At 54.5% G+C, this 16959-nt stretch carries 13 protein-coding genes; 9 read left to right on the forward strand and 4 right to left on the reverse strand.

Annotated elements, in window-relative coordinates:
* Positions 1-4: 4 nt before the first annotated feature.
* The 7 genes from lptB to yrbL all read left to right on the forward strand — a co-directional run bounded on the left by lptB (position 5) and on the right by yrbL (position 5179).
* On the forward strand, positions 5-730 hold the full coding sequence (gene lptB, locus ACLD4K_RS02885) for an LPS export ABC transporter ATP-binding protein (RefSeq protein WP_000224104.1): 726 nt from the start codon (positions 5-7) through the stop codon (positions 728-730).
* A 47-nt stretch (positions 731-777) separates the two neighbouring features.
* On the forward strand, positions 778-2211 hold the full coding sequence (gene rpoN / locus ACLD4K_RS02890; RefSeq protein ID WP_000809020.1) for an RNA polymerase factor sigma-54: 1434 nt from the start codon (positions 778-780) through the stop codon (positions 2209-2211).
* A 22-nt stretch (positions 2212-2233) separates the two neighbouring features.
* A complete protein-coding gene (gene hpf, locus ACLD4K_RS02895) occupies positions 2234-2521 on the forward strand; it encodes a ribosome hibernation promoting factor (protein ID WP_001176589.1) in 288 nt (95 codons plus the stop codon).
* A 117-nt stretch (positions 2522-2638) separates the two neighbouring features.
* On the forward strand, positions 2639-3130 hold the full coding sequence (ptsN, locus tag ACLD4K_RS02900) for a PTS IIA-like nitrogen regulatory protein PtsN (protein ID WP_000609332.1): 492 nt from the start codon (positions 2639-2641) through the stop codon (positions 3128-3130).
* A gap of 45 nt (positions 3131-3175) precedes the next feature.
* Positions 3176-4030 carry an RNase adapter RapZ gene (rapZ, locus tag ACLD4K_RS02905; protein WP_000243749.1) on the forward strand — a complete coding sequence of 285 codons (855 nt, stop codon included), beginning with the start codon at positions 3176-3178 and terminating at the stop codon, positions 4028-4030.
* Positions 4027-4299: a PTS phosphocarrier protein NPr gene (gene npr / locus ACLD4K_RS02910; RefSeq protein WP_183059363.1), complete on the forward strand. Its 273-nt coding sequence runs from the start codon at positions 4027-4029 to the stop codon at positions 4297-4299. Before rapZ ends, npr begins: the two co-directional genes overlap by 4 nt.
* Positions 4300-4546: 247 nt before the next feature.
* Positions 4547-5179: a PhoP regulatory network protein YrbL gene (yrbL, locus tag ACLD4K_RS02915; protein WP_411011360.1), complete on the forward strand. Its 633-nt coding sequence runs from the start codon at positions 4547-4549 to the stop codon at positions 5177-5179.
* Positions 5180-5252: 73 nt separating this feature from the next.
* Here the strand turns inward: yrbL and mtgA are convergent, their stop codons facing one another.
* The 4 genes from mtgA to ACLD4K_RS02935 form a co-directional block, all read right to left on the reverse strand.
* A complete protein-coding gene (gene mtgA, locus ACLD4K_RS02920) occupies positions 5253-5981 on the reverse strand; it encodes a monofunctional biosynthetic peptidoglycan transglycosylase (protein WP_411011361.1) in 729 nt (242 codons plus the stop codon).
* Positions 5978-6631: an isoprenoid biosynthesis glyoxalase ElbB gene (elbB, locus tag ACLD4K_RS02925; RefSeq protein WP_000719811.1), complete on the reverse strand. Its 654-nt coding sequence runs from the start codon at positions 6629-6631 to the stop codon at positions 5978-5980. The genes mtgA and elbB overlap by 4 nt, the downstream gene beginning before the upstream one ends.
* Before the next feature lie 226 nt (positions 6632-6857).
* Positions 6858-9194 (reverse strand): aerobic respiration two-component sensor histidine kinase ArcB, encoded by a 2337-nt coding sequence (arcB, locus tag ACLD4K_RS02930; RefSeq protein WP_411011362.1) that lies wholly within the window; start codon positions 9192-9194, stop codon positions 6858-6860.
* Positions 9195-9287: 93 nt separating this feature from the next.
* A complete protein-coding gene (locus ACLD4K_RS02935; RefSeq protein WP_411011363.1) occupies positions 9288-10217 on the reverse strand; it encodes a TIGR01212 family radical SAM protein in 930 nt (309 codons plus the stop codon).
* 671 nt (positions 10218-10888) lie between these two features.
* Between ACLD4K_RS02935 and gltB the strand changes: the two genes are divergently transcribed.
* Together gltB and gltD are read left to right on the forward strand one after the other, a co-directional pair.
* On the forward strand, positions 10889-15349 hold the full coding sequence (gltB, locus tag ACLD4K_RS02940; protein ID WP_411011364.1) for a glutamate synthase large subunit: 4461 nt from the start codon (positions 10889-10891) through the stop codon (positions 15347-15349).
* A 9-nt stretch (positions 15350-15358) separates the two neighbouring features.
* On the forward strand, positions 15359-16777 hold the full coding sequence (gene gltD, locus ACLD4K_RS02945; RefSeq protein WP_000081635.1) for a glutamate synthase subunit GltD: 1419 nt from the start codon (positions 15359-15361) through the stop codon (positions 16775-16777).
* Positions 16778-16959: the final 182 nt, after the last annotated feature.

The raw sequence follows: 16959 nt of genomic DNA on the forward strand, positions 1-16959 counted from the left end.
CGTTATGGCAACATTAACTGCAAAGAATCTGGCGAAGGCCTATAAAGGCCGTCGCGTAGTGGAAGATGTCAGTCTGACCGTTAACTCCGGGGAGATTGTCGGGCTGCTCGGCCCAAACGGCGCGGGTAAAACCACCACCTTTTATATGGTCGTCGGTATCGTGCCGCGTGACGCGGGCAATATCATCATTGATGATGAAGATATCAGTCTGCTGCCGCTGCACGCGCGTGCGCGCCGCGGTATCGGCTATTTGCCGCAGGAAGCCTCTATTTTCCGCCGTCTCAGCGTATTTGATAACCTGATGGCGGTACTGCAAATTCGTGACGATTTGACCGCAGAACAGCGAGAAGACCGCGCCAACGAGCTGATGGAAGAGTTTCATATTGAGCATCTGCGCGACAGCATGGGACAGGCGCTGTCCGGTGGTGAACGCCGTCGTGTAGAAATTGCCCGCGCGTTGGCCGCTAATCCCAAATTTATCCTGCTGGATGAACCCTTTGCCGGCGTTGACCCAATTTCCGTTATCGACATCAAACGCATTATCGAGCATCTGCGCGATAGCGGGCTCGGCGTGCTGATCACCGACCATAACGTCCGTGAGACGCTGGCAGTCTGTGAACGCGCCTATATCGTGAGCCAGGGCCATCTTATTGCCCACGGTACACCGACAGAAATCCTGCAAGACGAACACGTTAAGCGTGTATATCTTGGGGAAGACTTCAGACTCTGATAGGGTAGAGGGCTATGCTGCTCTAGCGGGAGAAAACGACTCTGAATATGAAGCAAGGTTTGCAACTCAGGCTTAGCCAACAACTGGCGATGACGCCTCAGCTACAACAGGCCATCCGTCTGTTGCAGTTGTCTACGCTGGAACTTCAGCAGGAACTCCAGCAAGCGCTGGAAAATAACCCGCTGCTTGAGCAAACCGATCTTCATGACGAAATCGACACTCAGCAACCTCAGGATAACGATCCTCTCGATACCGCCGACGCGCTCGAACAAAAAGAGATGCCGGAAGAGCTGCCGCTTGACGCCAGCTGGGATGAAATTTACACCGCCGGGACGCCGTCCGGCCCCAGCGGCGATTATATCGACGATGAGCTGCCCGTCTATCAGGGCGAAACGACGCAGTCGTTGCAGGATTATCTGATGTGGCAGGTTGAGCTAACGCCCTTCTCGGACACCGATCGCGCTATTGCGACATCCATTGTCGACGCGGTAGATGATACCGGCTATCTCACCGTATCCCTGGATGAAATTCGCGAAAGCATGGGCGATGTAGAGGTGGATCTCGATGAGGTCGAAGCCGTCCTGAAGCGCATTCAGCGTTTTGATCCGGTAGGCGTCGCGGCAAAAGATCTTCGCGACTGTCTGCTGATCCAGCTTTCACAATTCGACAAATCCACGCCGTGGCTGGAAGAGGCGCGGCTCATTATCTGCGATCACCTTGATCTGCTGGCCAACCACGATTTCCGCACGTTGATGCGCGTTACCCGACTAAAAGAAGAGGTGCTGAAAGAGGCGGTAAACCTGATTCAGTCGCTCGATCCCAGACCCGGTCAATCGATCCAGACCGGCGAGCCGGAGTACGTTATCCCGGATGTGCTGGTACGCAAGCATAACGGTCGCTGGACGGTGGAGCTTAATAGCGACAGTATTCCCCGTTTACAGATTAACCAGCACTATGCCGCCATGTGCAACAGCGCGCGCAACGATGCCGACAGCCAGTTCATCCGCAGTAATTTACAGGATGCGAAGTGGCTGATAAAAAGCCTTGAAAGCCGCAACGACACATTGCTGCGTGTCAGTCGCTGCATCGTCGAGCAACAGCAAGCCTTTTTTGAACAGGGCGAAGAATATATGAAACCGATGGTACTGGCGGATATCGCCCAGGCCGTCGAGATGCACGAATCCACCATATCCCGCGTGACCACGCAGAAGTATTTGCACAGCCCGCGCGGTATTTTTGAACTCAAATATTTCTTTTCCAGCCACGTCAATACCGAAGGCGGAGGCGAAGCCTCTTCCACCGCGATTCGCGCGCTGGTGAAGAAGTTAATTGCGGCGGAAAACCCCGCGAAACCGCTGAGTGACAGCAAGTTAACCTCTCTGCTGTCAGAACAGGGTATCATGGTGGCACGCCGCACTGTTGCGAAGTACCGAGAGTCTTTATCCATTCCGCCGTCAAACCAACGCAAACAGCTGGTTTGACCCAACCGATAAGGAAGACACTATGCAGCTCAATATCACCGGACATAACGTCGAAATTACTGAAGCCCTGCGTGAATTTGTGACGACGAAATTCGCCAAACTTGAACAGTATTTTGAGCGGATTAATCAGGTATACGTGGTGTTGAAAGTGGAGAAGGTCACGCACATCTCGGATGCGACGCTACATGTTAACGGCGGCGAAATTCACGCCAGCGCGGAAGGCCAGGATATGTATGCCGCCATTGACGGCTTGATTGATAAACTGGCAAGGCAGTTAACCAGGCATAAAGATAAACTGAAACAACACTAATTGTCCGGGCAGTTAGCCAGTGCAGGACGGCCTGTTGTGTGACACAACGGGCCATTTGTACAGTTAGCGCTCCGAACCTGGCCATCAACCTGACAGGACAGGTTCTTAGGTGAAATTATGATAAATAACGATACGACTCTACAACTGAGCAGTGTACTTAACCAGGAGTGTACGCGTAGCGGCGTTCATTGTCAGAGTAAGAAACGCGCGCTGGAAATCATCAGCGAACTGGCGGCAAAACAGCTCAGTTTACCTCCTCAGGTCGTGTTTGAAGCCATTCTGACACGCGAAAAAATGGGCAGTACCGGTATTGGTAATGGTATCGCCATCCCGCACGGGAAACTGGAAGAAGATACCTTACGCGCCGTCGGCGTGTTCGTTCAGCTCGAAACGCCGATCGCGTTCGACGCCATTGATAATCAGCCGGTCGATCTCCTCTTCGCCCTGCTGGTGCCCGCCGATCAAACTAAAACGCATCTGCACACGCTGTCGCTGGTGGCGAAACGTCTGGCGGATAAAACGATCTGCCGCCGCCTGCGCGCGGCGCTGAATGATGAAGAGCTGTATCAAATCATTACTGACACCGAAGGTGAGCAGAATGAGGCATAACAACTCAATGGCATTTCTTTCTGTCGTTGTGAGGAGAAACGGTACATGGTACTGATGATCGTCAGCGGGCGCTCCGGATCAGGTAAATCTGTCGCTCTGCGCGCGCTGGAAGATATGGGATTTTACTGCGTAGATAACCTCCCCGTCGTGCTGTTGCCCGATCTGGCGCGAACGCTGGCCGATCGCCAGATTTCCGCCGCCGTCAGCATTGATGTGCGCAATATGCCTGAATCACCTGAGATTTTTGAACAGGCGATGAATAATCTGCCTGGCGCTTTCTCGCCGCAATTGCTGTTTCTTGATGCCGACCGCAATACCTTGATTCGCCGCTACAGCGACACGCGCCGTTTGCATCCGCTTTCCAGCAAAAATCTTTCTTTAGAGAGTGCGATCGATAAAGAGAGTGACTTGCTGGAGCCGTTACGCTCACGTGCAGATCTGATCGTCGACACTTCAGAAATGTCCGTCCATGAGCTGGCGGAGATGCTGCGTACCCGGCTGTTGGGCAAACGCGAGCGCGAACTGACGATGGTATTTGAGTCCTTCGGCTTTAAACATGGTATCCCGATTGATGCGGACTATGTGTTCGATGTCCGCTTTCTGCCCAACCCGCACTGGGATCCAAAACTGCGCCCCATGACCGGGCTTGATAAGCCGGTAGCCGCGTTTCTTGACCGACACACAGAAGTTCACAATTTTATCTATCAGACTCGCAGCTATCTTGAGCTATGGTTACCGATGCTGGAGACCAACAACCGTAGCTACCTTACCGTCGCTATCGGTTGTACCGGCGGGAAACACCGTTCGGTGTATATTGCAGAACAGCTGGCAGACTACTTCCGCTCGCGCGGTAAAAATGTCCAGTCTCGCCATCGCACGCTGGAAAAACGCAAAACATGACCGTAAAGCAAACTGTTGAAGTCACCAATAAGCTGGGCATGCATGCCCGGCCTGCCATGAAGCTTTTCGAACTGATGCAGGGTTTTGACGCCGAGGTGCTATTACGCAATGACGAAGGCACCGAAGCGGAAGCGAACAGCGTCATCGCGCTGTTAATGCTCGATTCCGCCAAAGGGCGTCAGATCGAAATTGAAGCCACCGGCCCGCAAGAAGTTGAAGCGCTGGCAGCGGTTATCGATCTGTTCAATTCCGGCTTTGACGAAGACTAAACCTCCCCTCTATTCCCTATTTCCCCCAACGCCGTCCCGGTATTTGATGACAGCAACCCCAAAGCCGGGCGTGTTACGCCTGCCTGCCACTTGTCCCGCAGCCCCACCCTTTTGTAAGATTTGTACATTTCGTGCGCTTTACCTGTGCATAAAAACATTAAGAAAACCTTAAAAAATTTCGTTTAGGTTTTATTTAAGTTCTTTGTCCATACTAAATTTATGTGAATAAATTTAGTATGGACTTGCCATGATCCTCTTATCCAAACAGACTCCGCTGGGCGCCGGTCGACATCGTAAATGCTATACACATCCGGATAATGCCCGGCGTTGCATAAAAGTCATTTACAACCGTGACCACGGCGGTGATAAAGAGATTCGGCGTGAACTGAACTACTATGCGCATCTGTCCCGCTACCTGACAGACTGGAGCGCTATCCCCCGTTATTACGGCACGGTAGAAACCGATTGCGGCACCGGCTATGTCTACGACATGATTACCGATTTCAACGGCGCGCCCTCTATTACCCTGACCGAGTTCGCCGTGCAATGCCGTTATGAAGAGGATGTCGCTGTCCTGCGGCGGCTACTGAAAAAACTGAAACGTTACCTGCTGGATAATCATATTGTGACGATGTCGCTGAAGCCGCAAAACATCCTGTGCCAGCGTATCAGCGAGTCAGAAGTGGTTCCGGTGGTTTGCGACAATCTGGGGGAAAGTACCTTTATCCCGCTGGCGACCTGGTCAACATGGTGCTGTGAACGCAAACTGGAGAGAGTGTGGCAGCGGTTTATCGCCCAGCCTGCGCTGGCCGTTGCCCTGGAGAGGGACGCGCAGCTAAAAGACAAAAAAGGGCTGGCGCTTACTTCTCACGAAGCTTAATGGCCTGTGCTTATCAGGCCTGGACGACACAGACGCAGGCCGGATAAGGCGTTCACGCCGCCATTCGGCAAAATTAATTAAGCTGGTTGCGCGTCATAAAAGATTCCCCACCCAGTTGGCGCATCTGGCGCATAATCCACGCCTGCCGGCTACGCACATAGCCGGAAGGCGCATTCGCCTTATAGCGAATCGGGTTAGGCAGCACGGCCGCCAGCAACGCGGCTTCGGCCATATTTAAGCGGCTGGCGGGCTTATTGAAATATCGCCAGGCCGCAGCCTCCACGCCGAAAATACCATCGCCAAACTCCGCGATATTCAGATAAACCGTGAGGATGCGCTTTTTGCTCCAGACAGTTTCAATGCCCAGCGTTAGCCCGGCCTCCAGACCTTTGCGCACCCAACTGCGGCCATCCCATAAAAAGAGATTTTTCGCCGTTTGCTGCGAAAGCGTAGAGGCGCCGCGAATACGGCTCTCATTCCGCTCATTATGCGCCAGCGCTTTTTCAATCGCCGGAACATCAAAGCCCCAGTGCTCAGGGAACTTCTGGTCTTCCGCCGCAATTACCGCCAGCCCCATCCACGGCGAGATATCCGCCATACTGACCCAGTCAGAATGCGCCACATAACCGAACTCTCCGCCGAGCCAGGCGCTAATCTGCCGTTCCGCCATCACCGCCGAAAAAGGCACCGGAACCACGCTAAACAGCGCAATGCCGCCGCCCCAAAAGACGGCGAGCGCAGCAAGAGTACGTAAAAGTAGACGGCGCAAAAACGTTAACGGCGCGATGCGTCGTTTGCTCATTCCGCCAGAACCAGCACGCGCGACACTAATTTATCAATGCCGCTTGCCGCCTGGGCGATATCCTGCGCCAGCATATAGGCAGGGGTGGTCACGACCTTGTTATCCTCGTCCACAACGATATCATCAACCGGGCAAGGTACGTGTTCGGCGCCCATCTCTTCAAGTACTTCAGCGGTATCAATATCCGTCCCTATTGTCAGACGTAGCGGGAAGTCAAAGATTTTCGGCAACATTGCGGGCGCGATACAGATGAATCCCAGCGGCTTGCCGGACTGATGCATGGCCTTCGCCAGCGCGACGACATCGCTATCCACCCGGCATTCGCTCCCCTGGCTGGCGAAATTACTCAGGTTTTTCGCCGCGCCGAAACCACCAGGCACAATGAGCGCATCCAGTTCCTCTGGCTGAGCCTGGGACAGGGGACGAATATCGCCCCGCGTAATACGCGCCGCCTCAATCAGAACGTTACGCGTTTCCGCCATCGCTTCGCCGGTCAGGTGATTAATAACATCCGCCTGTGGTTTATCCGGCGCGAAGCAGACAGCCTGCGCGCCGCTGCGGGCAATGGCCAACAGCGTCAGAACGGCCTCATGAATTTCGGCGCCGTCATAGACGCCGCATCCGCTGAGCACTACGCCAATTTTTTTCATGGTGAACATCCTCCTGCAACCGACTCAAGCCCATTAATAATTTTGATTAAAATGCTACGCTTCACACATTTAAATGATTCATGTAACAAATCATTTAGGATTTGCTATCTTAACTGCGTGCGGCCTGAAAACAGGACTGCGCCTTTGACATCATCATAATAAGCACGGCGCAGCCACGATTTCCCTGGTGTTGGCGCAGTATTCGCGCACCCCGGTCAAACCGGGGTCATTTTTTTTCCGCGTTTGCCACCCAGGCTTTCAGCACCGCGACATCGTGCTGCCACTCCTGCTTCATCTCTTCAATCCATTCCGCGACATTATCTTCCCAGGCGGGAAGATCCGGCGACTGGATTTGCTGGCCAAGTTGTTGCAGATGACGCAGCCCTACCGAACCGGCGGCGCCTTTAATCTTATGCCCTTCCTCAACGACGCCTTTTTTATCACGCGCCGTCAGATTGGACTCCAGCACGCTTAAATAGCCAGGCATCATTTTTTCAAACACCGCGAGACCGTCGGTGATCAATTTAGGCCCAACCAACTCGATGTACTGTTCCAGCATCGGGATATCCAGCAGCGCTTGCGCTTTATCGCTCTCTTCAGGCGTCACGGTACTCTCCTCTTTATCGGTGGCATCCCAGAATTTTTTAATCATCGCGGTTAAGGCTGGCACCGACAGCGGCTTACTCAGCACATCGTCCATACCGGCGTCCAGATACTCTTTTTTATCTTTCAGAACGTTAGCCGTAAGCGCTACCAGCGGCGGTAAATCTTCCCGCGTGTGGCGACGGGTCAGTTCTCTGGCAATATCCAGACCCGTCATATCCGGTAGCTGAATATCCAGTAAGACCAGGTCATATTCGCCCGGCGCGAACATCTCCAGCGCCGCCTTGCCGGTCATCGCGACATCCACGCTGTTACCCAGTTTTTCCAGTACCGAACGCGCCACAATCACGTTCAGTTCAATATCTTCGACCAGCAGAACATGCAACGCGGGCAGCGGCATGTCGTCTTCATCAAAGGCGTCCTCCACCTCTTCCGCCACCGCTGGCGCATGGACCGTTAGCGTAAAGGTCGACCCTTTGCCCGGCAGACTGGAAACGGTAATATCGCCACCCATATTTTTCGCCAGCCGACGGGAGACCGCCAGCCCGATACCAGTACCCGTTGCCGGTTTACCGCCATGACTGTCTTTCACCTGATAATACATGGCGAAAATTTTATCCTGCTCATCCTGCGGAATGCCGATCCCGGAATCTTCCACTTCAAAGTGCAGCATGTCGCCTTCATCATAGCGCGCCCGCACCGTCACCCGGCCCTGCTGAGTAAACTTCACCGCATTGCTGATCAAATTCCACAAAATCTGGCGCAGACGCGTTCCGTCGGTAATGACTTTGTGCGGTAGCGGCAGCGTCGGCTCAAGCACAAAACGTAGCCCTTTTTGCTGCGCCTGCAAACCGGAAAGGTTTTCCAGATCGGCCATAAAGCTGGTGAAATCAACCGGTTGGTTATCAAGCTGAACCTTACGCCGCTCCATCTTATCCATATCAATGATATCATTGAAAATATTGCCTAACGTTACGGCGGAGACATGGATTGTCTTAAGGTATTTTTCCTGTTCGGCGGTGAGATCGGTATCCAGCAGGATGCGGCTTAAACCAACGATGCCGTTAAGCGGGGTGCGCAGTTCATGACTGATGGTAGAGATAAACGTGGTCTTGTCGCGGCTGGCGCGCTCCAGCGCGTCCTGATAACGCTTACGTTCGGTAATATCACGACCAAATCCCATCAGGCCATGACGTTTACCGACACGGTCGTAATAAGGCACTTTACGAATTTCAAAGCAGGCTTTTCGTCCGTCCGGGTAATCCAGCCACTGTTCGTAGGTCAGGGAGACGTTATGGCGGAATACTTTTTCATCGGTTTCAATGACTTTCTCCGCCGCTTCGGGAGAGTACACATCTTCCGGCTTCAAATGCACCAGTTGTTTTTCGCTCTTGCCGGTTAGCAATTCCATTGCGCGGTTACAGCCGGAAAATTCTTTATCTTCATTACGATAAAAAACCAAATCCGGCGAGGCGTCCAGAAATGAGCGCAGAAAAGAGGATTGCTGTTCTAGCTGGATTTGCGCCTCTTCACGCTCTTTAATTTCTACTTTTAGCTGTTCAAATGTCTCTTGCAGCTCCGCTTCCGCTTTTTCGCGATCGGCAATTTCCTGATTAAGCTGGGCAATATTGTCCTTCAACTGTACGTTAAGCTTGAGATCGCGCTCGCGCATCTCCTCCAGCTTTTGCACCAGACGCGACAGTCGCTGCCTTGACTCTTCCAGTTGTTCAACAACAACGGATAAGAAATAGACCGCCCAGGGCGTAATTAACAGGCCAAAAAAGATGGAACGAATGACGTCGATACTTTCAACCTGACCATGCAGCACCATGGTCACCGCCATCTGCACGACAATCGCCAGCACCACCAATGCCAACGCCAGGAGCATGGAAAAGCGCACCAGACCCAATTTCATCATCAGATCGACATAGTATTGCGCCAGCATACGAATTTGCTTCATAGAGGATTCCTTCACCGCAACTTCGCACATAATACCCAATTATGGGAACCGCGTTGAATATTGTGCGAAATATGCGTAGCGCCCCTCATCACGCTACGCTATAGGTGGTATCCAGGGACGGGCCAGCGCAGAGCCCTGCACGCCATGCTCATTCAGGTATCTGTCCAGCTCAACCATCCCCGTCCAGCGATTCTCGCACCACAGCGGGGCAAGCAGCGTCGGACGGCGAGCGCTGGCTGAAATCCGGTGATAAATCACCTCCGGCGGCGTATGACGAATCATCTCACCTGCCGTTAGCGTGTAGTCGTCCAGTTCGATGCCGTTCAGCCGCCCCGCTTCCCAGGCTTTGGCCATCGTACTGCCTTTCACAATATGCAGCGGATGCAGTTTAAGGCCGTCCACGCCGGTCTCGACCACGCGTTGCAGCGTTTGCAAGCATTCACTCTGGCCTTCGCCCGGCAGCCCCACAATCAGATGCGCGCACACTTTCAGCCCGCGCTCCCGGGCAATCCGGGTGGTACGCTGATAGCAGGCGAAGTCATGCCCGCGGTTAATTCGGTGCAGGGTTTTATCGTGCGCGGTTTGCAATCCCAGTTCCAGCCACACCTCGTAGCCTTGATCTTTATATTCACACAGTAAATCTACTACTGCCTGCGGGACGCAATCCGGACGCGTACCGACGCATAACCCGACGATACTGGCCTGGCTGACCGCCTGTTGATACATGGAACGCAGCACCTGCACTTCTGCAAAGGTGCTGGTGTAGGCCTGGAAATAAGCCAGATAGCGTTTAGCGCGGTTCACCAGATGCGCCTGATGCGCAAGCTGCTCGGCAATCGAATGATGCTGCTGCGCCTCATCGGCAAAAGAGGCGACATTACAGAAGGTGCAACCGCCACGCCCGATGGTGCCGTCGCGATTAGGGCAGCTAAAACCGCCATGAAGCGTCAGCTTATGAACCTTTTGCCCATACCGACGTAAAAGATCCCCACCAAACATATTGACTAATTTCTGTAACTGCATAATCTGATAGACCGCCTCTTAAAAAGAGGCCAAAGCCTGCCATTTTTAGTCTCCTTTGGCGATGACCTGGATCAATCGTCCCGGAAGGCTTTTATCCATTGCATAATCAAGCAAAATAAACGACATTTCATTCATAATCCCGCTGATGATTTTTCCTGATATTCCCCTCTTTTTTCAGAGTCTGCTGGGTCATCGATAAAAACAGTAGCATTCAATACTGCTCACGCTTAAAACAGCATAAAATGCCAAGATTTTTGAAAAAGCAAGGTCAGATAACGTCTGGCGAGCGGCTCTTATAGTGAGACAGATCACAGGCTTTCTGCCGCTCCGTATTAGCAGCCCCTCTATAAAAAAACCTTTAATTTCAATACATTCAAAAAGTTATCTGTGCTACAGCACACTTTTGCATAAATCAGTTTGCCATTTGACCTGGGTGTGGATTCCCGATAAGTTGGGGATCCGCTGGAAGCTTTCTGGATGAGCCGTCTGCTCATCATATTTATGCAGTAATTGAGATTCCCTCTTAACCGTATTTATCAATGCGCAAAGGACACAAAGAGGGCGAATGCGAGGTAAGCGTATGATGCGCCAGCCCCGTCGCCATGCTCTTGCTGTGCCCGCGCGCCGTCGGTTGGGAGAGCGTCCCGTAGAGCCTGGGGAGGTTCACTGATATGTTGTACGATAAATCCCTTGAGAAGGATAACTGTGGTTTCGGCCTGATCGCCCACATAGAAGGCGAACCTAGCCACAAGGTAGTGCGTACCGCCATACACGCGCTGGCCCGGATGCAGCACCGTGGCGCGATCCTTGCCGACGGTAAAACCGGCGACGGTTGCGGCTTGCTGTTACAAAAACCTGACCGTTTCTTTCGCATCGTGGCCGAAGAGCGCGGCTGGCGCTTAGCCAAAAACTACGCCGTCGGGATGATCTTTTTGAATAAAGATCCTGAACTGGCCGCCGCGTCACGCCATATTGTCGAAGAAGAATTACAGCAGGAAACCCTGTCGATTGTCGGCTGGCGCGATGTGCCAACCAATGAAGGCGTGCTCGGTGAAATCGCCCTCTCCTCTCTGCCGCGTATTGAGCAGATTTTTGTCAACGCTCCGGCAGGCTGGCGTCCGCGTGATATGGAGCGCCGTCTGTTTATCGCCCGCCGACGCATTGAAAAACGCCTGCAGAACGACAAAGATTTCTACGTATGCAGCCTGTCGAACCTGGTCAACATTTATAAAGGTCTGTGTATGCCGGCGGATCTGCCGCGCTTCTACCTGGATCTTGCGGATCTGCGTCTGGAATCGGCCATCTGCCTGTTCCACCAGCGCTTTTCCACTAACACCGTGCCGCGTTGGCCGCTGGCGCAGCCGTTCCGCTACCTGGCGCATAACGGCGAGATTAACACCATCACCGGCAACCGCCAGTGGGCACGCGCCCGTACCTATAAATTCCAGACGCCGCTGATCCCGGATTTACAGTCCGCTGCGCCGTTTGTTAACGAAACCGGTTCGGATTCCAGCTCGCTGGACAACATGCTGGAACTGCTGCTGGCAGGCGGGATGGACATCATCCGCGCCATGCGCTTGTTGGTGCCGCCCGCCTGGCAGAACAACCCCGATATGGACCAGGATCTGCGCGCCTTCTTTGACTTTAACTCCATGCATATGGAGCCGTGGGACGGTCCGGCAGGCATCGTGATGTCCGACGGGCGCTTCGCCGCCTGTAACCTTGACCGTAACGGCCTGCGCCCGGCGCGCTACGTCATTACCAAAGACAAGCTGATCACCTGCGCCTCCGAAGTCGGTATCTGGGACTATCAGCCGGATGAAGTGGTCGAGAAAGGCCGCGTCGGCCCAGGCGAGCTGATGGTGATCGACACCCGCGGCGGACGTATTCTGCATTCCGCGGAAACCGATGACGATCTGAAAAGCCGCCATCCGTATAAAGCGTGGATGGAAAAGAATGTTCGCCGTCTGGTGCCGTTTGAAGATCTGCCAGATGAAGAAGTCGGTAGCCGCGAACTGGACGATGACCTGCTCGCCAGCTATCAGAAACAGTTTAACTACAGCGCCGAAGAGCTGGACTCGGTTATCCGCGTGTTGGGCGAAAACGGCCAGGAAGCCGTCGGCTCAATGGGCGACGACACCCCCTTTGCCGTGCTCTCCAGCCAGCCGCGTATTATTTACGACTACTTCCGCCAACAGTTCGCGCAGGTCACTAACCCGCCTATCGACCCGCTGCGTGAAGCGCACGTCATGTCGCTCGCCACCAGCATCGGTCGCGAAATGAACGTCTTCTGCGAAGCGGAAGGTCAGGCCCATCGCCTGAGTTTTAAATCGCCAATTCTGCTGTACTCCGATTTCAAACAGCTCACCACCATGAGCGAGCATCACTACCGCGCCGACTGGCTTGATATTACCTTTGATGTCACCGAAACCACACTGGACGCGACGGTTAAGGCGCTGTGCGATAAAGCGGAACAGATGGTGCGTAACGGCACCGTGCTGCTGGTCCTCTCGGATCGCAATATCGGTAAGAATCGCTTGCCGGTCCCCGCGCCGATGGCGGTGGGCGCGGTGCAAACGCGTCTGGTAGAACAAAGCCTGCGCTGCGACGCTAACATCATCGTAGAAACCGGAAGCGCCCGCGATCCGCATCACTTTGCGGTACTGCTCGGCTTTGGCGCAACGGCCATCTATCCGTACCTGGCCTACGAAACGCTGGGGCGTCTGATTGATACCCAGGCCATCGCTAAAAACTACCGTACCGTGATGCAGAACTACCGTAACGGCATCAACAAGGGGCTGTACAAGATTATGTCCAAAATGGGCATTTCGACCATTGCCTCTTACCGCTGCTCCAAACTGTTTGAAGCGGTCGGACTGCACGATGATGTGGTAAACCTGTGCTTCCAGGGCGTAGTCAGCCGTATCGGCGGCGCGAGCTTTGATGACTTCCAGCAGGATCTGCTGAATCTCTCCAAACGCGCCTGGCTGGCGCGCAAACCCATTAGCCCTGGCGGCCTGTTGAAGTACGTCCACGGCGGCGAATATCACGCCTATAACCCGGATGTCGTGCGTACCCTGCAACAGGCGGTACAGAGCGGCGAGTACAGCGATTATCAGGAATACGCCAAACTGGTCAATGAGCGTCCGGCGGCAACGCTGCGCGATCTGCTGGCGATACATCCAGACGGCGAGGCGGTGACTATTGACGAGGTTGAACCCGCCAGTGAGCTGTTTAAACGCTTTGATACCGCAGCCATGTCTATCGGCGCATTAAGTCCGGAAGCGCACGAAGCGCTGGCGGAAGCGATGAACAGCCTCGGCGGCAACTCCAACTCCGGCGAAGGCGGTGAAGACCCGGCGCGCTATGGCACCAATAAAGTGTCGCGTATCAAACAGGTGGCCTCCGGTCGCTTTGGCGTGACGCCGGCGTACCTGGTCAATGCCGATGTGATCCAGATTAAAGTCGCGCAGGGCGCGAAACCGGGCGAAGGCGGTCAGTTGCCGGGGGATAAAGTTACCCCGTACATTGCTAAACTGCGTTATTCAGTGCCGGGCGTGACGCTGATCTCCCCGCCGCCGCACCACGATATCTACTCTATCGAGGACTTAGCGCAGCTCATTTTCGACCTCAAGCAGGTCAACCCGAAGGCGATGATCTCCGTGAAGCTGGTGTCCGAACCGGGCGTTGGCACCATCGCGACCGGCGTGGCAAAAGCCTATGCAGACCTCATCACCATCGCTGGCTACGACGGCGGTACCGGCGCCAGCCCGCTCTCTTCGGTGAAATATGCTGGCTGTCCGTGGGAACTGGGTCTGGTCGAAACCCAGCAGGCGCTGGTCGCCAACGGTCTGCGTCACAAGATTCGTCTGCAGGTGGACGGCGGTCTGAAAACCGGCGTCGATATCATTAAAGCGGCGATTCTCGGTGCGGAAAGTTTCGGCTTCGGCACCGGCCCGATGGTGGCGCTGGGCTGTAAATACCTGCGCATTTGCCATCTGAACAACTGCGCAACCGGCGTGGCGACGCAGGATGAAAAACTGCGTAAGAACCACTATCACGGCCTGCCGTTCAAAGTGACCAACTACTTTGAATTTATCGCCCGCGAAGTGCGCGAGCTGATGGCTTCGCTTGGCGTGACCCGCCTGGTGGATTTGATTGGCCGCACCGACCTGCTGAAAGAGCTGGAGGGCTTCACCGCTAAACAGCAGAAGCTGGCGCTGTCTCGTCTACTGGAAACCGCTGAACCTCATCCGGGTAAAGCGCTGTACTGCACCGAGAATAACCCGCCGTTTGATAACGGCGTGCTGAATGCGCAACTGTTGCAGCAGGCGAAGCCGTTTGTCGATGCGCGCCAGAGCAAAACCTTCTGGTTCGACATCCGCAACACCGATCGTTCCGTCGGCGCGTCGCTTTCCGGCTACATCGCACAGACCCACGGCGATCAGGGGCTGGCTTCCGATCCGATTAAAGCGCACTTCAGCGGTACCGCAGGCCAGAGCTTTGGCGTGTGGAACGCGGGCGGCGTAGAGTTATATCTGACTGGCGATGCCAACGACTATGTCGGTAAAGGTATGGCAGGCGGTTTGATCGCCATCAGACCACCGGTAGGTTCCGCCTTCCTCAGTCATAAAGCCAGCATTATCGGCAACACCTGCCTGTATGGAGCCACCGGTGGCCGTCTGTACGCGGCGGGCCGCGCGGGCGAACGTTTCGGCGTGCGTAACTCCGGGGCGATTACCGTAGTAGAGGGCATCGGCGACAACGGCTGTGAATACATGACCGGCGGCATCGTCTGCGTGCTGGGTAAAACCGGCGTTAACTTCGGCGCGGGCATGACCGGCGGCTTCGCCTATGTACTGGACGAAGATGGCGAATTCCGTAAACGCGTGAACCCGGAACTGGTAGAAGTACTGGACGTTGATTCGCTGGCTATCCACGAAGAGCATCTGCGCGGCCTGATCACCGAGCACGTGCAGCATACTGGTTCGCAACGCGGCGAAGAGATCCTGTCCAGGTGGTCAAGCTTCTCAACCCAATTCGCGTTAGTTAAGCCCAAGTCCAGCGATGTCAAAGCCCTGTTGGGCCACCGTAGTCGTAGTGCGGCAGAATTGCGCGTGCAGGCGCAGTAAGGAATTGAAATGAGCCAGAATGTTTATCAATTTATCGACCTGCAGCGCGTTGATCCGCCGAAGAAACCGCTGAAGATCCGTAAGATCGAGTTTGTTGAAATCTACGAACCGTTTTCTGAAGGTCAGGCGAAAGCCCAGGCGGATCGCTGTTTGTCCTGCGGTAACCCCTACTGCGAGTGGAAATGTCCGGTACATAACTACATCCCGAACTGGCTGAAACTGGCTAACGAAGGGCGTATTTTTGAGGCGGCTGAGCTATCGCACCAGACCAACACCCTGCCGGAAGTGTGTGGCCGCGTCTGCCCGCAGGACCGCCTGTGCGAAGGCTCCTGTACGCTGCACGATGAGTTCGGCGCAGTGACCATCGGTAACATTGAGCGCTATATCAACGATAAAGCGTTTGAGATGGGCTGGCGCCCGGATATGACCGGCGTGCGCCAGACGGACAAACGGGTAGCGATTATCGGCGCAGGTCCGGCAGGGCTGGCGTGCGCCGACGTGCTGACCCGCAACGGCGTGAAGGCGGTGGTCTTTGATCGCCATCCGGAAATCGGCGGCCTGCTGACCTTCGGTATTCCAGCTTTCAAACTGGAAAAAGAGGTGATGACCCGCCGTCGCGAGATCTTCACCGGCATGGGTATTGAGTTCAAACTTAATACCGAAGTGGGTCGTGATGTACAGCTTGAAGATCTGCTGAAAGATTACGATGCGGTATTCCTTGGCGTCGGCACCTATCAGTCGATGCGCGGCGGGCTGGAAAATGAAGATGCGGACGGGGTTTTCGACGCTCTGCCGTTCCTGATCGCCAATACGAAGCAGATCATGGGGTTTGGCGAAACCAGCGACGAACCATATGTCAGCATGGAAGGCAAACGCGTGGTGGTGCTGGGCGGCGGCGATACCGCAATGGACTGCGTACGCACTTCCATACGCCAGGGCGCAACGCACGTAACCTGTGCTTATCGTCGTGATGAAGAGAACATGCCGGGTTCCAGACGCGAAGTAAAAAACGCGCGCGAGGAAGGTGTCGAGTTTCAGTTTAACGTTCAACCGCTGGGCATTGAAGTCAATGCCAACGGCAAAGTGAGCGGCGTAAAAATGGTGCGCACTGAAATGGGCGAACCGGATGCCAAAGGCCGTCGGCGGGCGGAGATCGTCGCCGGTTCCGAGCATGTGGTTCCGGCTGATGCGGTGGTGATGGCATTTGGTTTTCGTCCACACAGCATGGAATGGCTGGCGAAACACAGCGTGGAGCTGGACTCGCAGGGACGAATTATCGCGCCGGAACGCAGCGATAATGCTTTCCAGACCAGCAACCCGAAAATCTTCGCCGGTGGCGACATCGTGCGCGGTTCCGATCTGGTGGTGACGGCGATTGCGGAAGGCCGTAAAGCGGCTGACGGGATTATGAACTACCTCGAAGTGTAACCCTTCCGGCTCCCCTGGTTGATGCCTTGTGCTGATGGCTGGGGAGCCGATATTCCTCTCCTCAATATCTCTCCTGCCGATTCTGGAAACCCGCTCGTAAATCGAGATGTAATGCCATGTAAAATCCGTTCATGGATTGATCCGTTTACGCCTGAAGCGTATTGATAGCGTTCTAATTTCAC

It is taken from the genome of Salmonella sp. 741265055_HSA, from assembly GCF_046569525.1.
GTDB classification, from domain to species: domain Bacteria; phylum Pseudomonadota; class Gammaproteobacteria; order Enterobacterales; family Enterobacteriaceae; genus Salmonella; species Salmonella enterica.

Bases quoted from the DNA above. Each gene is read 5' to 3' on its own strand.
- hpf (WP_001176589.1), top strand. From the start codon at position 2,234: ATGCAGCTCAATATCACCGGACATAACGTCGAAATTACTGAAGCCCTG.
- ACLD4K_RS02935 (WP_411011363.1), bottom strand. From the start codon at position 10,217: ATGCAGTTACAGAAATTAGTCAATATGTTTGGTGGGGATCTTTTACGT.
- rpoN (WP_000809020.1), top strand. From the start codon at position 778: ATGAAGCAAGGTTTGCAACTCAGGCTTAGCCAACAACTGGCGATGACG.
- npr (WP_183059363.1), top strand. From the start codon at position 4,027: ATGACCGTAAAGCAAACTGTTGAAGTCACCAATAAGCTGGGCATGCAT.
- ptsN (WP_000609332.1), top strand. From the start codon at position 2,639: ATGATAAATAACGATACGACTCTACAACTGAGCAGTGTACTTAACCAG.
- arcB (WP_411011362.1), bottom strand. From the start codon at position 9,194: ATGAAGCAAATTCGTATGCTGGCGCAATACTATGTCGATCTGATGATG.
- mtgA (WP_411011361.1), bottom strand. From the start codon at position 5,981: ATGAGCAAACGACGCATCGCGCCGTTAACGTTTTTGCGCCGTCTACTT.
- elbB (WP_000719811.1), bottom strand. From the start codon at position 6,631: ATGAAAAAAATTGGCGTAGTGCTCAGCGGATGCGGCGTCTATGACGGC.
- lptB (WP_000224104.1), top strand. From the start codon at position 5: ATGGCAACATTAACTGCAAAGAATCTGGCGAAGGCCTATAAAGGCCGT.
- gltB (WP_411011364.1), top strand. From the start codon at position 10,889: ATGTTGTACGATAAATCCCTTGAGAAGGATAACTGTGGTTTCGGCCTG.
- rapZ (WP_000243749.1), top strand. From the start codon at position 3,176: ATGGTACTGATGATCGTCAGCGGGCGCTCCGGATCAGGTAAATCTGTC.
- yrbL (WP_411011360.1), top strand. From the start codon at position 4,547: ATGATCCTCTTATCCAAACAGACTCCGCTGGGCGCCGGTCGACATCGT.
- gltD (WP_000081635.1), top strand. From the start codon at position 15,359: ATGAGCCAGAATGTTTATCAATTTATCGACCTGCAGCGCGTTGATCCG.